This is a genomic window from Streptococcus sp. Marseille-Q5619, assembly GCF_946901205.1.
Classification (GTDB): domain Bacteria; phylum Bacillota; class Bacilli; order Lactobacillales; family Streptococcaceae; genus Streptococcus.
Genome location: NZ_CAMPPO010000002.1, coordinates 511,664 through 526,558, shown reverse-complemented (window position 1 = coordinate 526,558; position 14,895 = coordinate 511,664). Strand labels below are relative to the sequence as shown.

The window sequence follows — 14,895 nt, the reverse complement described above, 5'->3', positions numbered from 1 at the left end:
TACAAATTCCCACTATTTTGGTAAAATAAATCTATGTTACAAAAACTAACATAAAGGAGAAAGAAGATGACTACAAAAAAGCGTATCCTTAGTGCAGGCCTGACTTTTGCGGCTGCTTTGCTTTTAGCTGCTTGCGGACAATCAGGTTCAGATACAAAAACTTACTCATCAACCTTTAGTGGAAATCCAACTACATTTAACTATCTATTAGACTACTACGCTGATAATACGGCTATCATTACCAACCTAGTTGATGGTTTGCTTGAAAATGACAACCATGGAAACCTAGTTCCATCTTTGGCAGAAGACTGGTCTGTTTCGAGCGACGGTCTGACTTATACCTACAAATTGAGAAAAGATGCCAAATGGTTCACAGCTGACGGTGAAGAGTATGCCCCAGTCAAGGCACAAGATTTTGTGACAGGTATTAAGTATGCAGTGGATAATAAATCACAGGCCATTGACTTGGTTCAAAACTCGATCAAGGGCTTGAATGATTATATTACAGGAGCGGATTCTGACTTTTCTAAGGTTGGGGTGAAGGCCATTGACGACCAGACTGTCGAGTATACTTTGACACGCCCAGAACCTTACTGGAATTCAAAAACAACCAATAGTATTCTTTTCCCAGTAAATGAAGAGTTTCTAAATTCAAAAGGGAAAGATTTTGGAACCCTATCTCCAGATAGTATTCTCTACAGCGGACCTTATTTGTTAAAAGATTTTACATCAAAATCATCAATCGAGTATGTGAAAAATCCGCATTACTATGATCATGACAAAGTATCAATTGAACATGTGAAATTGGCTTACTTTGATGGCTCAGACCAAGAATTGACCATCCGTAACTTTGAAAGTGGAGCCTATTCAATCGCTGGGGTTTATCCAAATAGTTCTAACTTCGCCAAGACCAAGGAAAAATATAAGGATAATATCGTTTATAGCTTGCAGGACAAGACTTCTTGGTACTTCAATTTCAACGTCAACCGTAAGGCTTACAACCATACGTCTAAAACGACAGATGAGCAGAAAAAATCAACTGAGACTGCTGTCTTGAATAAGAACTTCCGCCAAGCGGTGAACTTTGCCTTGGACCGCACAGCCTATTCTGCCCAGTCAAATGGGGAAGAAGCAGCTAGCAAGACCCTTCGTAACACCCTAGTACCTCCTACATTTGTCCAAGTTGGAGACAAGACCTTTGGAGAAGTAGTCGCTTCTAAATTGGTCAACTATGGCACAGAATGGTCAGGTATTAACCTGGCAGATGCTCAGGATGCCTATTTTAACAAAGAAAAAGCCCAAGCAAAATTTGTGGAAGCTAAAAAAGAATTGGCAAGTCAAGGTGTGACCTTCCCAATACACTTGGATGTTGCAGTTGATCAGACAAGTAAGAATGCCGTGACAGGTATGAACTCAGTTAAGCAGACCCTTGAGTCAGTTTTGGGTGCTGATAACATTGTCATTGATGTTCAGCAACTTTCAACAGATGATTTTAATAATGTAGCCTTCTTAGCACCGACAGCAGCTGATCGTGACTATGATTTGAACTTTGATGGTTGGGTAGGTGACTACCAAGATCCATCAACTTATCTCAATCCTTTCAATGCAGAGGATGGATTCTACCTCAAGATTTTTGGACTAGATGCCAAGGAAGACAAGGAAAAAATCACTAGCCTAGGTCTGGATACCTACACCAAGATGCTCAAAGATGCAGATCGTGAAAATAAAGATGTAGCCAAACGCTATGAAAAATATGCTGAAGCACAGGCTTGGATGATTGACAATTCTCTGATTATGTCAGCCATGTCAAGTGGTGGTACAGCATCTGTAACCAAAGTAACGCCATTTACAAGAGGGTATTCACTGGTCGGCATCAAGGGTGATGGCAATAACTACAAGTACATGAAACTGCAAAAAGATACTGTGACAACCAAACAGTATGAAGAAGCCAAGGCCAAATGGGAGCAAGAAAGCAAAAAAGCAATCGAAAAAGCCCAAAAAGAAGCAGAAAAACATGTTAAATAGTTAGAAATAGCCTTTTCAAGCAAAATCCTAAAGACAAACATCAGTTTTGGTGCTTGTCTTTTTAAATCACTCGGCTATTGAAAACTGAGAAATGATTTGTTTTGTGCTAAAATAGATTGAAACGAATACTCAATAAAAATCAAAGAGTAACTGGGAAGTTAGCTCAAAGTACAGCTTTGAGGTGGTAGATAGAACTGACGAAGTCAGTTCAAAATACTGTTTTGAGGTTGCAGATGGACGCTGACGTGCTTTGAAGAGATTTTCGAAGAGTATAAAGATCCTCTCTTTTGCTATAGTTAAGGAGATGAGAGGTAAATGATAAGGAAGAGACTATGTACGACTATCTAATCGTTGGTGCTGGTTTGTCGGGAGCAATTTTTGCTTATGAGGCGACTAAGCGTGGAAAAAAAGTAAAAGTTATTGATAAACGTGACCACATTGGTGGAAATATCTACTGTGAGAATGTAGAAGGAGTTAATGTTCATAAATACGGTGCTCATATCTTCCATACTTCTAGTAAAAAAGTTTGGGATTATGTGAATCAATTTGCTGAGTTTAACAATTATATCAACTCGCCTCTAGCTAATTACAAGGGTAGCCTTTATAATCTACCTTTCAATATGAATACTTTCTATGCTATATGGGGGACAAAAACTCCTCAAGAGGTCAAAGATAAGATTGCTGAGCAAACGGCTCACATGAAGGACGTTGAACCTAAAAACTTGGAAGAACAGGCTATCAAGTTGATCGGTCCAGATATTTATGAAAAGTTGATTAAAGGATACACTGAAAAGCAATGGGGGCGTTCTGCGACTGACCTTCCACCCTTTATCATCAAACGTCTACCAGTTCGTTTGACTTTTGATAATAACTACTTTAATGACCGTTACCAAGGAATTCCAATCGGTGGCTATAATGTCATTATCGAAAATATGCTCAAGGATGTGGAAGTAGAACTTGGAGTTGACTTTTTTGCCAATCGTGAGGAATTAGAAGCTTCTGCTGAAAAAGTTGTCTTTACGGGGATGATTGACCAATACTTTGATTATAAATATGGTGAGTTAGAATACCGTAGTCTTCGTTTTGAGCATGAAGTTCTTGATGAAGAGAACTATCAAGGAAATGCAGTTGTAAACTATACAGAGCGAGAAATTCCTTATACTCGTATTATTGAGCATAAACATTTTGAGTACGGAGCACAAGCTAAAACGGTCATTACTCGTGAATACCCAGCTGATTGGAAACGAGGAGATGAACCATATTACCCAATCAATGATGGGAGAAACAATGTCCTGTTTGCTAAATATCAAGAAGAAGCAGCACAGAATGATAAGGTGATTTTCTGTGGACGTTTGGCTGATTATAAATACTACGACATGCATGTGGTCATTGAACGAGCTTTGGAAGTGGTCGAGGAAGAGTTGGGACAATAATGCAAGGATTCCGTTATTTTAGAATCTTTGCTACTTAAGATTTTTAGAAGTAAGGTCAACAAGATTCTTTTCTGCTTATCAGAAGAGAACCTATGTTGGCTTTTTTAGCATAAATGAACAATTTTATTTTTCAGAATATATCAAATATAACAAATAACTCTTAAAATTCAGAAAATTCTATTGACAGGACTTGAAAAAGAGTCTATAATGAATAAAAAAACAAAGGAGAATACTATGAAAACAAGAAAAGTATTGGCTCTTGCGGGAGTAACCTTATTAGCAGCTGGTGTTTTAGCTGCTTGTTCTGGGGGTTCAGGCGCTCAAGGTGAAAAGACCTTTGCATTTACCTACGAGACACATCCAGATAATCTCAACTATTTGACAACTGGTAAGGCAGCAACTTCTGAGATTACTAGTAATGTGATCGATGGACTACTTGAAAATGATAAATACGGGAACCTTGTTCCTTCATTGGCAGAAGACTGGTCAGTCTCTAAGGATGGCTTGACTTATACTTATAAGATTCGTCAGGATGCCAAGTGGTATACATCTGAGGGAGAAGAGTACGCTCCTGTTAAGGCTCAGGACTTTGTAACAGGACTTAAATATGCAACAGATAAGAAAGCAGAAGCCCTTTACTTGGTACAGGATTCAATCAAAGGTCTGGATGCCTATGCCAAAGGTGAAATCACAGACTTCGCTCAAGTCGGGATTAAAGCCCTTGACGACCAAACAATCCAATACACCTTGAACAAACCTGAAACTTTTTGGAACTCAAAAACAACCATGGGTGTGCTTGCGCCAGTCAATGAAGAGTTTTTGAACTCAAAAGGGGATGATTTTGCCAAAGCTACGGATCCAAGTAGTCTCTTGTATAACGGCCCTTATTTGTTGAAATCCATTGTGACTAAATCCTCTGTTGAATTTGCGAAAAATCCGAACTACTGGGATAAGGACAATGTGCATATTGACAAGGTCAAATTGTCATTCTGGGATGGGCAAGATACCAGCAAACCAGCAGAAAACTTTAAAGATGGTAGCCTTACAGCAGCTCGTCTTTATCCAACAAGTGCAAGTTTCGCAGAGCTTGAGAAGAGTATGAAAGACAATATCGTCTATACGCAACAAGACTCTACGACTTATCTAGTAGGGACAAATATTGACCGTCAATCTTATAAACACACATCTAAGACTAGCGAAGAACAAAAGACTTCAACTAAAAAGGCTCTCTTAAACAAGGATTTCCGTCAGGCTATTGCCTTTGGTTTTGACCGTACAGCCTATGCCTCTCAGTTGAATGGAGAAACTGGAGCAAGCAAAATCTTGCGTAATCTCTTTGTTCCACCAACATTTGTTCAAGCAGATGGGAAGAACTTTGGCGATATAGTCAAAGAAAAATTAGTGACTTATGGGGATGAATGGAAGGATGTCAATCTTGCAGATTCACAAGATGGTCTTTACAATCCAGAAAAAGCTAAAGCAGAATTTGCCAAAGCCAAATCAGCCCTACAAGCTGAGGGAGTACAATTCCCAATTCACCTAGATATGCCTGTTGACCAGACAGCAACTACAAAAGTTCAACGTGTCCAATCTATGAAACAATCCTTGGAAGCAACTTTAGGAACTGATAATGTCGTTATTGATATCCAACAATTGCAAAAAGATGAATTGCTTAATGTAACTCTATTTGCCGAAAATGCTGCTGGCGAAGACTGGGATTTATCAGATAATGTCGGTTGGGGTCCAGACTTTGCCGATCCATCAACCTACCTTGATATTATCAAACCTTCTGTAGGAGAAAGTACTAAAACATATTTAGGATTTGACTCAGGGGAAGATAATGTAGCTGCTAAAAAAGTAGGTCTATATGACTACGAAAAATTGGTTACTGAAGCTGGTGATGAGACTACAGATGTTGCTAAACGATATGATAAATACGCAGCAGCCCAAGCTTGGTTGACAGATAGTGCCTTGATCATCCCAACAACTTCTAAAACTGGTCGTCCAATCTTGTCTAAGATGGTACCATTTACAATACCATTTGCATTGTCAGGAAATAAAGGTACAAGTGACCCAGTCTTGTATAAATACCTTGAACTTCAAGACAAGGCAGTTACTGCAGATGAATATCAAAAAGCTCAAGAAAAATGGATGAAAGAAAAAGCAGAATCCAATAAAAAAGCGCAAGAAGAACTCGCAAAACATGTGAAATAAGATAAAAAGAAGTTAGTTGTAAGCTAACTTCTTTTGGTTTATTGAAAATGAGTTGAAACCTCTCTTCACTTTCAAAGATTATGAAGCTAATTTTTTTGTAGAAAAAATCCTGAGTTTTTATTCTCAGGATTTTCTTTCATCTCACTGTTGTGGTTGTTGAACTTGTGGATTTTGTGGCGTTGGTTGTACTGGTTGTGTCGGTTGACCAGCTTGACCAGCTTGTCCTTGGTTAGGATCAGTTGCTGGAGCATTATTGGGTTGTTGTCCAACCGTCGAACTTGCCTGTGTAGTTGTACTTTCAGCTGTTGTAGAGGAATTCTCTACTATTTGCGTTTGTTGTGAACTTTGTTGTGTAGTTTGATTATTCCAAGTATTTTTTGTACTATTTTTGAAGATAAATTCGCCATTTCGGAACAGGCCATCTGGCATCGTCCAATCTTCAGGTTGCTCATCTTCTGATAAATACGATATCATTGAGCGATAAACCTTGGCAGCAACTAGGAAACCATCTCCAACTATTGGAGTAAAACGGTTTGAGTATCCAGTCCATACAGCCATAGAATACTTAGGAGTATATCCTACAAACGATTCATCTGGAGCTACGTAACCAGTGTTTTTGACATATTTTTCGATTTCTTCATCAGTATAGTTAGAAGTACCAGTCTTACCAGCTTGTGGAAGCCATGGTAGGTAGGCACCACGTCCGATACCATAAACTAAGACTGTTTTCATCATTTCGGTCATCATATAGGCTGTAGTCTCTTTCATAGCTCGTGTACCGGCATCAGAAAATTCTTTTTCACTACCATCACTGAAGACTATTTTATTGATATACATTGGTTTATGGTAAATACCACCATTAGCAAAGGCTGCGTAGGCAACTGCCATTTTTTCACTACTTGCACCGTACTGTTTGTTGGATTCAGTTGTGTTACTTGAAATGGCGTTTGCATAATACATGCTTGGATAGTCGATACCAAGACCATTAAGGAAGGTTTTAGCTCTATCTAGACCGACCTTATTCAAAGTCTCAACGGCTGTGACATTTCGTGATTGTTGAAGAGCATACTGGATTGTAATGTTTCCAAAGTAGCCATGATCCCAGTTGTAGAGTGGAGTATCAGTGCCAGGATAGTTATAAGGAACATCATGTACAATAGACGCAGTAGAGTCATAGACTCCATATTCTAAAGCGGGAGCATAGTCAGTGATTGGTTTCATACTAGAACCCCAGTCACGATTGGTTTCAACGGCTTGGTTGATTCCGAAAGATACATTACTTGATTGGTGACGGGCACCTAACTGAGCAATGACTTTACCATTTGTTACATCCACGACCGTAGATGCGACTTGCAAATCATCGTCAGGGTAAGAGACGTATTGATCGGAGTTGTAGATATCCCACAGACGTTTTTGAGCCTCTTGGTCTACATTTGTGTAGACATCCATCCCAGTAGTTAGAAGGTTATAGCCAGTTTCTTGTTCGACTTGGTCGATTACTTCTTTGAGGTAGTTGTCCATATAGGCTGGATAACTATTGGCTGATTTCAAGCTCTGGAGACCATCAGTGATAGGAGTATTAATTGCTTTTTCATACTGTTCTGCACTGATATACTTCTGTCCCTTCATTTCTGAAAGTACCAAGTTACGACGCTCTAGAGCAGCTTCTGGATGGGAATATGGATCATATTGGTTTGGTGCTTGAGGCATTCCGGCTAGGAGTGCTAACTGTGGCAAGCTTAAATCCTTCAAGTCTTTTCCATAGTAATTTTCGGCTGCGGTTTGCATTCCATAGTTACCGTTAGACATGTAGACTTTGTTGATGTAGTAGGTCAGGATTTCTTGCTTGGTTGCTTTTTGCTCTAATTGAACGGCTAGCCAAGCTTCTTGGGCTTTACGTGACAAGGTTTGATCGGCAGTTGAAGTAGAGAAATAAGTTAATTTAATCAATTGCTGAGTCAAGGTTGAAGCCCCTTGGAGCCCTCCTTTCCCTTGGAGGTTTCTCAATGCCGCCCCCATGATACGGATGGTATCAATCCCCCTGTGGTCGAAGAAGCGATGGTCTTCGATAGAAACGATTGCCTTAACCAAATCTGTGGGAATATCATTAGCTTGGGCATTGACGCGGCGTTCAGAACCCAAGTCAGCAATGAGTTGATTTTTATTGTCGTAGATTTTACTAGAGGTTGTTGCAACTAGTTTACTCTCGGATAGGCTAGGAGCCTTGCTAACGTAGTAGAAAAAAACTCCTCCGCCTAAGACAATGGCTGCGATAACCAAGCTTAAGAAGCTAATGCTCAGATACTTGATTAGGCGCAGAATCGTTGGTTTGTTCATCTTGTTTTACCACCTAATAAATGTTCTTTGATAACATTGAGATAGGGAATTTGAGGGAAGGCACCAGCCTTGATTTCATATCCATATTCTCGAATATATCCAAGTGGCATTGATTTTTGTCCCTTATCTTGATGATAGAAGCGAATCAAATCGAATGCCGGCAATAAGTAGGTTTCTTGCTGGGAAGAAAAGTGAAGAAGGACAAAGCAGATTCCTTGTTGGGCAAGGACTTGTTCCATATGCTGAATCTGATGTGGATGAAAATTTTTCATCGGAATCGCACGTTTTTGTTTTGTTTCCTTGGCTTCAAAGTCGATGTAATATCCATTATAAACGCCAGAATAGTCCGTCGTTGAAGCTTGTCGAAAATAGGCTTCAACAATCTTGGCACGACTTCGTTGTGGATAGTCCACTCGTACGATTTGAATAGGGGTTGGTTTCTTATGTATAACAGCCAAGCCCTGAGACAAATAGTAGTCGTTGGTAGCATTGATCATCTTTTCAAAAGACATTCCTCGATTTGCGAAATTTTTGGGTTGAGAAAGAGATGTTTGTCTTTTTTGTGATGAAATTTTATGAGGATAGTTGACCATAATTCTCCTTATTGGTACAATAACATCACTCTATTATATCATAAATTTGCACAGAAAGGGTTAAAAATGACTACAGCTTTGGTTTTGGGCTATTCTGCTTTTGATTTGGGTTTATTTTCAGACAAGGATCCTCGTCTGAAATTGATTAAAAAAGCGATACGTAAAGATTTAGAGGCTATGGCAGCAGATGGGGTGACTTGGCTTGTATTTACAGGGACTTTGGGTTTTGAATATTGGGTTTTAGAGGTTGCTCAGGAAATGAAGACCGAATACGGTTTCCAGTTGGCCACCATTTTTGCTTTTGAAACCCATGGGGAAAATTGGAATGAAGGCAATCAGATGAAACTGAGTCGTTTTAAGCAGGTAGACTTTGTCAAATATGCCTATCCTCGCTATGAACACAAAGGTCAGTTAAGAGATTACCAGCAGTTTTTACTGGAAAATACGAATAGTTCTTATCTTTTTTATGATGAAGAAAATCAAACGAAACTAGCTTATTTTTACCAAAAGATGAAAAATCAAGAGGACTATTTTATAAAGAGATTAACATTTGATCAGCTAAATGAACTTGCTGAAAATTTTTCCGAAAATTGAAGCTTTGACCTTGATTTTTGTTTGGCTTTTTTTATATAATAATACTAGCAAGCGAGAATGGAGAGAGACATGGCAAGTATTATTTTTTCAGCGAAAGATATTTTTGAACAAGAGTTTGGGCGTGAAGTCCGTGGGTATAGCAAGGTAGAAGTTGATGAGTTTTTAGACGATGTCATTAAGGATTATGAAACCTATGCTGCCTTGGTCAAGTCACTTCGTCAGGAAATTGCGGATTTGAAGGAAGAATTAGCTCGTAAACCGCAAGTGAGTTCGGCTCCAAGTCCTAGTCACCCAGATCCAATTGATGTGTCTGCTTCATCTTCTATGACGAATTTTGATATTTTGAAACGCTTGAATCGTCTTGAAAAAGAAGTTTTTGGTAAACAAATTTTAGACAATACTGATTTGTAATTCAGGTCTTGTTACATGCAATTTTTGGATAATCGCGTGAGGAGAATTGCTTCTCATGAGGAAAGTCCATGCTAGCACAGGCTGTGATGCCTGTAGTGTTTGTGCTAGGCGAAACCATAAGCCTAGGGACGAGAAATCGTTACGGCAGTTGAAATGGCTAAGTCCTTGGATAGGCCAGAGTAGGCTTGAAAGTGCCACAGTGACGGAGTCTTTCTGGAAACGGAGAGAGTGGAACGCGGTAAACCCCTCAAGCTAGCAACCCAAATTTTGGTCGGGGCATGGAGTACGCGGAAACGAACGTAGTATTCTGACTGCTATCAGCTAGAGCTGTTAGTGGTAGACAGATGATTATCGAAGGAAGTGGTCCTAGTCACTTCTGGAACAAAACATGGCTTATAGAAAATTGCATATAGGTTGGGGCTGAGAAATTTTCTCAACCTCATTTTTTAAAGTGGACATATAGAAAGGTCTTGCAAGACTGTAACATGAAAAAAGAATTTAATTTAATTGCAACTGTGGCAGCAGGTCTTGAAGCTGTTGTAGGACGAGAAGTACGAGAGCTGGGCTACGATTGTCAGGTTGAAAATGGACGTGTTCGTTTTCAAGGAGACGTGAGAGCTATTATCGAAACCAACCTTTGGCTTCGGGCAGCAGATCGTATCAAAATTATCGTAGGAACCTTCCCAGCTAAGACTTTTGAAGAGCTGTTTCAGGGAGTTTTCGCTTTAGATTGGGAAAATTATTTACCACTCGGAGCTCGGTTCCCGATTTCCAAGGCCAAATGTGTTAAATCTAAACTTCACAATGAACCCAGTGTTCAGGCTATTTCTAAGAAAGCTGTTGTCAAGAAATTGCAGAAACACTACGCCCGTCCAGAAGGGGTTCCTTTGATGGAGAATGGCCCAGAGTTTAAGATTGAGGTCTCTATTCTCAAAGATGTGGCAACTGTCATGATTGATACGACAGGATCCAGTCTCTTTAAACGTGGCTATCGTACGGAAAAGGGTGGGGCTCCTATCAAGGAAAATATGGCAGCAGCTATTTTGCAACTTTCTAACTGGTACCCAGATAAGCCTTTGATTGATCCGACCTGTGGTTCAGGAACTTTCTGTATCGAGGCGGTCATGATTGCTAGAAAGATGGCTCCAGGTCTGCGTCGCTCTTTTGCATTTGAGGAATGGAACTGGGTTAGCGATCGCTTGATTCAAGATGTTCGCACAGAGGCGGCTCAAAAAGTGGATCGTGAGCTGGAACTGGATATCATGGGCTGTGATATTGATGCTCGCATGGTAGAAATTGCTAAAGCCAATGCTCAGGCAGCTGGTGTTGCAGGAGATATTACCTTTAAGCAGATGCGCGTGCAGGATTTACGTTCTGATAAAATCAATGGTGTGATTATCTCCAATCCGCCTTACGGGGAGCGTTTATCAGATGATGCAGGGGTGACCAAGCTCTATGCTGAAATGGGTCAAGTATTTGCACCACTGAAAACTTGGAGCAAATTTATCCTGACTAGTGATGAAGCCTTTGAAAGCAAGTATGGTAGTCAAGCAGATAAGAAGCGTAAGTTATACAACGGAACCTTGAAAGTGGATCTGTATCAATATTTTGGTCAGCGTGTCAAACGGCAAGAGGTAAAATAGAAAGGGATACTCATGAGTAAAAAAAGACGAAATCGTCATAAAAAAGAAGGTCAAGAACCGCAATTTGATTTTGATGAGGCAAAAGAGCTAACAGTTGGTCAAGCTATTCGTAAAAATGAAGAAGTGGAAGCAGGAGTCTTGCCTGAGGATTCCATTTTGGACAAGTATGTTAAACAACACAAAGATGAAATCGAAGCAGATAAGTTTGCGACTCGTCAATACAAAAAAGAGGAGTTAGTTGAAACGCAGAGTCTGGATGATTTAATTCAAGAGATGCGTGAGGCTGTAGAAGAGTCAGAAGCTTCTTCGGAGGAAGTTCCATCTTCTGAAGACATCTTACCATCCTTGCCTCTGGACGATGAGGAGCAAGGCTTGGATCCTCTATTGCTAGAGGATGAAAATCCAACAGAAATGACTGAAGAAGTGGAAGAGGAGCAAAACCTTTCTCGTCTGGAACAAGAAGACTCAGAAAAGAAAAGCAAAAAAGGCTTTGTTTTAACCGCTTTGGCGCTTGTATCAATAATTATCTGTGTCAGTGCTTATTATGTCTATCGTCAAGTGAATCGCTCGACCAAGGAAATTGAAACTTCTCAATCAACTACAGCCAATCAATCAGATGTGGATGATTTTAATACACTTTATGACGCCTTTTACACAGACAGCAATAAAACGGCTTTGAAAAATAGCCAGTTTGATAAACTAAGTCAACTCAAGACCTTACTTGATAAGCTGGAAGGTAGTCGTGAACATACGCTTGCCAAATCGAAGTATGATAGTCTAGCAACGCAAATCAAGGCCATTCAAGATGTCAATGCACAATTTGAGAAGCCAGCTATTGTGGATGGTGTCTTGGATACCAATGCCAAAGCCAAATCGGACGCTAAATTTACAGATATTAAAACTGGGAATACGGAGCTTGATAAAGTGCTAGATAAGGCTATCAGCCTTGGTAAGAGCCAGCAAACAAATGCTTCCAGCTCAAGTTCAAGTCAAACTAGTAGCTCAAGCTCAAGTCAAACAAGCTCAAATACGACCAGTGAGACAAGCCCAAGTAGTTCAAATGCTGCCTCCAATGAGACTAGAAGTTCTCGTAGCGAAGTCAATATGGGCGTATCAAGTGCGGGTGTTGCTGTTCAAAGAAGTGCTAGTCGTGTTGCCTATAATCAGTCTGCTATTGATGATAGTAACAACTCTGCTTGGGATTTTGCGGATGGTGTCTTGGAACAAATTCTAGCGACTTCACGTTCGCGTGGCTATATCACTGGAGACCAATATATCCTTGAACGCGTCAATATCGTTAACGGCAATGGTTATTACAACCTCTACAAGCCAGATGGAACCTATCTCTTTACCCTTAACTGTAAGACAGGCTACTTTGTCGGAAATGGCGCTGGTCATGCGGATGACTTGGACTACTAAGCAGTCGTTACAAAATTCTTTCTTTTCAAAAGTAAAAATGATAAAATAAAACAAATCAAACAAGAGGAGTGTCAAATGACAAAAGCTAACTTTGGTGTCGTAGGTATGGCCGTAATGGGTCGTAACCTTGCCCTTAATATTGAATCTCGTGGTTACACAGTTGCTATCTACAACCGTAGTAAAGAAAAAACTGAAGATGTAATTGCTTGCCATCCTGAAAAGAACTTTGTGCCAAGCTATGATGTTGAAAGTTTTGTAAACTCAATCGAAAAACCTCGTCGTATCATGCTGATGGTTCAAGCTGGACCTGGTACAGATGCTACTATCCAAGCCCTTCTTCCACACCTTGACAAAGGTGATATCTTGATCGACGGTGGAAATACTTTCTACAAAGATACAATCCGTCGTAATGAAGAATTGGCAAACTCAGGTATCAACTTTATCGGTACTGGGGTTTCTGGTGGTGAAAAAGGTGCCCTTGAAGGTCCTTCTATCATGCCTGGTGGACAAAAAGAAGCCTATGAATTGGTTGCGGATGTTCTTGAAGAAATCTCAGCTAAAGCACCAGAAGATGGCAAACCATGTGTGACTTACATCGGTCCTGATGGAGCTGGTCACTATGTGAAAATGGTTCATAACGGTATTGAGTATGGTGACATGCAATTGATCGCAGAAAGCTATGATTTGATGCAACACTTGTTAGGCCTTTCTGCAGAAGACATGGCTGAAATCTTTACTGAGTGGAACAAGGGGGAATTGGACAGCTACTTGATTGAGATCACAGCTGATATCTTGAGCCGTAAAGACGATGAAGGCCAAGATGGACCAATCGTAGACTACATCCTTGATGCCGCAGGTAATAAGGGAACTGGTAAATGGACTAGCCAATCATCACTTGACCTTGGTGTGCCATTGTCACTCATCACTGAGTCAGTATTTGCCCGTTACATTTCAACTTACAAAGAAGAACGTGTACATGCTAGCAAGGTTCTTCCAAAACCAGCTGCCTTCAAATTTGAAGGAGACAAGGCTGAGTTGATTGAAAAGATCCGTCAAGCCCTTTACTTCTCAAAAATCATTTCATATGCACAAGGTTTTGCTCAATTGCGTGTAGCTTCTAAAGAAAACAACTGGAACTTGCCATTTGCAGACATCGCATCTATCTGGCGTGATGGCTGTATCATCCGTTCTCGTTTCTTGCAAAAGATTACAGATGCTTACAACCGTGATGCAGACCTCGCTAACCTTCTTTTGGATGAGTACTTCTTGGATGTTACTGCTAAGTATCAACAAGCAGTGCGTGACATTGTAGCTCTTGCTGTTCAAGCTGGTGTACCAGTGCCAACTTTCTCAGCAGCTATTACTTACTTTGATAGCTACCGTTCAGCTGACCTTCCAGCTAACTTGATTCAAGCGCAACGTGATTACTTTGGTGCCCACACTTACCAACGTAAAGACAAAGAAGGAACATTCCACTACTCTTGGTATGACGAAAAATAAGTAGGTCTGCCATGGGGAAACGGATTTTATTACTTGAGAAAGAACGAAATCTAGCTCATTTTTTAAGTTTGGAACTCCAAAAAGAGCAATACCGAGTTGATCAGGTTGAGGAGGGGCAAAAAGCCCTCTCCATGGCTCTTCAGACAGACTATGACTTGATTTTATTGAATGCTCGTCTGGGGGATATGACAGCCCAGGATTTTGCAGACAAGCTGAGTCGGACTAAGCCAGCTTCGGTCATCATGGTCTTGGACCATCGTGAAGAATTGCAAGATCAGATTGAGACAATCCAACGCTTTGCCGTTTCTTACATCTATAAGCCAGTTATTATTGAGAATCTGGTAGCTCGTATTTCAGCGATTTTCCGAGGTCGGGACTTCATCGATCAACACTGTAGTCAGATGAAGGTTCCAACGTCTTATCGCAATCTGCGTATGGATGTAGAACATCATACCGTTTATCGTGGCGAAGAGATGATTGCTCTGACCCGTCGTGAGTATGACCTTTTGGCTACTCTTATGGGAAGCAAGAAAGTTCTGACTCGTGAGCAGTTGTTGGAAAGTGTCTGGAAGTATGAAAGTGCAACCGAAACGAATATCGTGGATGTCTATATCCGTTATCTACGTAGCAAGCTTGATGTAAAAGGTCAAAAAAGCTACATTAAAACCGTGCGTGGTGTCGGTTACACCATGCAAGAATAGAAAGCAGTTGCAGTTATGTAACTGC

Annotated in this window: 11 protein-coding genes and 1 other RNA gene; 10 read left to right on the top strand and 2 right to left on the bottom strand. The window is 40.4% G+C overall.

What is annotated here, in order from left to right; genetic code table 11:
- The first annotated feature begins 66 nt into the window (after positions 1–66).
- The 3 genes from OC530_RS03580 to OC530_RS03570 all read left to right on the top strand — a co-directional run bounded on the left by OC530_RS03580 (position 67) and on the right by OC530_RS03570 (position 5,672).
- Positions 67–2,025: a peptide ABC transporter substrate-binding protein gene (locus OC530_RS03580; RefSeq protein WP_262079559.1), complete on the top strand. Its 1,959-nt coding sequence runs from the start codon at positions 67–69 to the stop codon at positions 2,023–2,025.
- 332 nt (positions 2,026–2,357) lie between these two features.
- Positions 2,358–3,458: a UDP-galactopyranose mutase gene (gene glf, locus OC530_RS03575; protein WP_262079557.1), complete on the top strand. Its 1,101-nt coding sequence runs from the start codon at positions 2,358–2,360 to the stop codon at positions 3,456–3,458.
- 234 nt (positions 3,459–3,692) lie between these two features.
- Positions 3,693–5,672, top strand: a complete 1,980-nt coding sequence (locus tag OC530_RS03570; protein ID WP_112444345.1) for a peptide ABC transporter substrate-binding protein — start codon at positions 3,693–3,695, stop codon at positions 5,670–5,672.
- A gap of 141 nt (positions 5,673–5,813) precedes the next feature.
- Here OC530_RS03570 and pbp1a read toward each other — a convergent pair whose 3' ends face one another.
- Both pbp1a and recU read right to left on the bottom strand, forming a co-directional pair.
- Entirely contained in the window at positions 5,814–8,009 is a 2,196-nt protein-coding gene (gene pbp1a, locus OC530_RS03565; RefSeq protein WP_112444348.1) for a penicillin-binding protein PBP1A, read from the bottom strand.
- Entirely contained in the window at positions 8,006–8,602 is a 597-nt protein-coding gene (gene recU / locus OC530_RS03560) for a Holliday junction resolvase RecU (protein ID WP_261078539.1), read from the bottom strand. The genes pbp1a and recU overlap by 4 nt, the downstream gene beginning before the upstream one ends.
- A 66-nt stretch (positions 8,603–8,668) precedes the next feature.
- Here recU and OC530_RS03555 point away from each other — a divergent pair, with 66 nt between their 5' ends.
- The 7 genes from OC530_RS03555 to OC530_RS03525 all read left to right on the top strand — a co-directional run bounded on the left by OC530_RS03555 (position 8,669) and on the right by OC530_RS03525 (position 14,870).
- Complete coding sequence (locus tag OC530_RS03555; protein WP_262079551.1) at positions 8,669–9,196, top strand: DUF1273 domain-containing protein; 528 nt, start codon at positions 8,669–8,671, stop codon at positions 9,194–9,196.
- A 69-nt stretch (positions 9,197–9,265) separates the two neighbouring features.
- A complete protein-coding gene (gpsB, locus tag OC530_RS03550) occupies positions 9,266–9,607 on the top strand; it encodes a cell division regulator GpsB (protein ID WP_262079549.1) in 342 nt (113 codons plus the stop codon).
- A gap of 20 nt (positions 9,608–9,627) precedes the next feature.
- Positions 9,628–10,008: RNase P RNA component class B (rnpB, locus tag OC530_RS03545), an RNA gene on the top strand.
- Between the two features lie 84 nt (positions 10,009–10,092).
- Positions 10,093–11,250 carry a class I SAM-dependent RNA methyltransferase gene (locus tag OC530_RS03540; protein ID WP_262079547.1) on the top strand — a complete coding sequence of 386 codons (1,158 nt, stop codon included), beginning with the start codon at positions 10,093–10,095 and terminating at the stop codon, positions 11,248–11,250.
- Between the two features lie 12 nt (positions 11,251–11,262).
- Positions 11,263–12,669 (top strand): mid-cell-anchored protein MapZ, encoded by a 1,407-nt coding sequence (mapZ, locus tag OC530_RS03535; RefSeq protein WP_262079546.1) that lies wholly within the window; start codon positions 11,263–11,265, stop codon positions 12,667–12,669.
- Positions 12,670–12,744: 75 nt separating this feature from the next.
- Positions 12,745–14,169 carry an NADP-dependent phosphogluconate dehydrogenase gene (gndA, locus tag OC530_RS03530; protein WP_000158778.1) on the top strand — a complete coding sequence of 475 codons (1,425 nt, stop codon included), beginning with the start codon at positions 12,745–12,747 and terminating at the stop codon, positions 14,167–14,169.
- Between the two features lie 11 nt (positions 14,170–14,180).
- Positions 14,181–14,870: a response regulator transcription factor gene (locus tag OC530_RS03525; RefSeq protein ID WP_033689345.1), complete on the top strand. Its 690-nt coding sequence runs from the start codon at positions 14,181–14,183 to the stop codon at positions 14,868–14,870.
- The last annotated feature ends 25 nt before the right edge of the window (positions 14,871–14,895 follow it).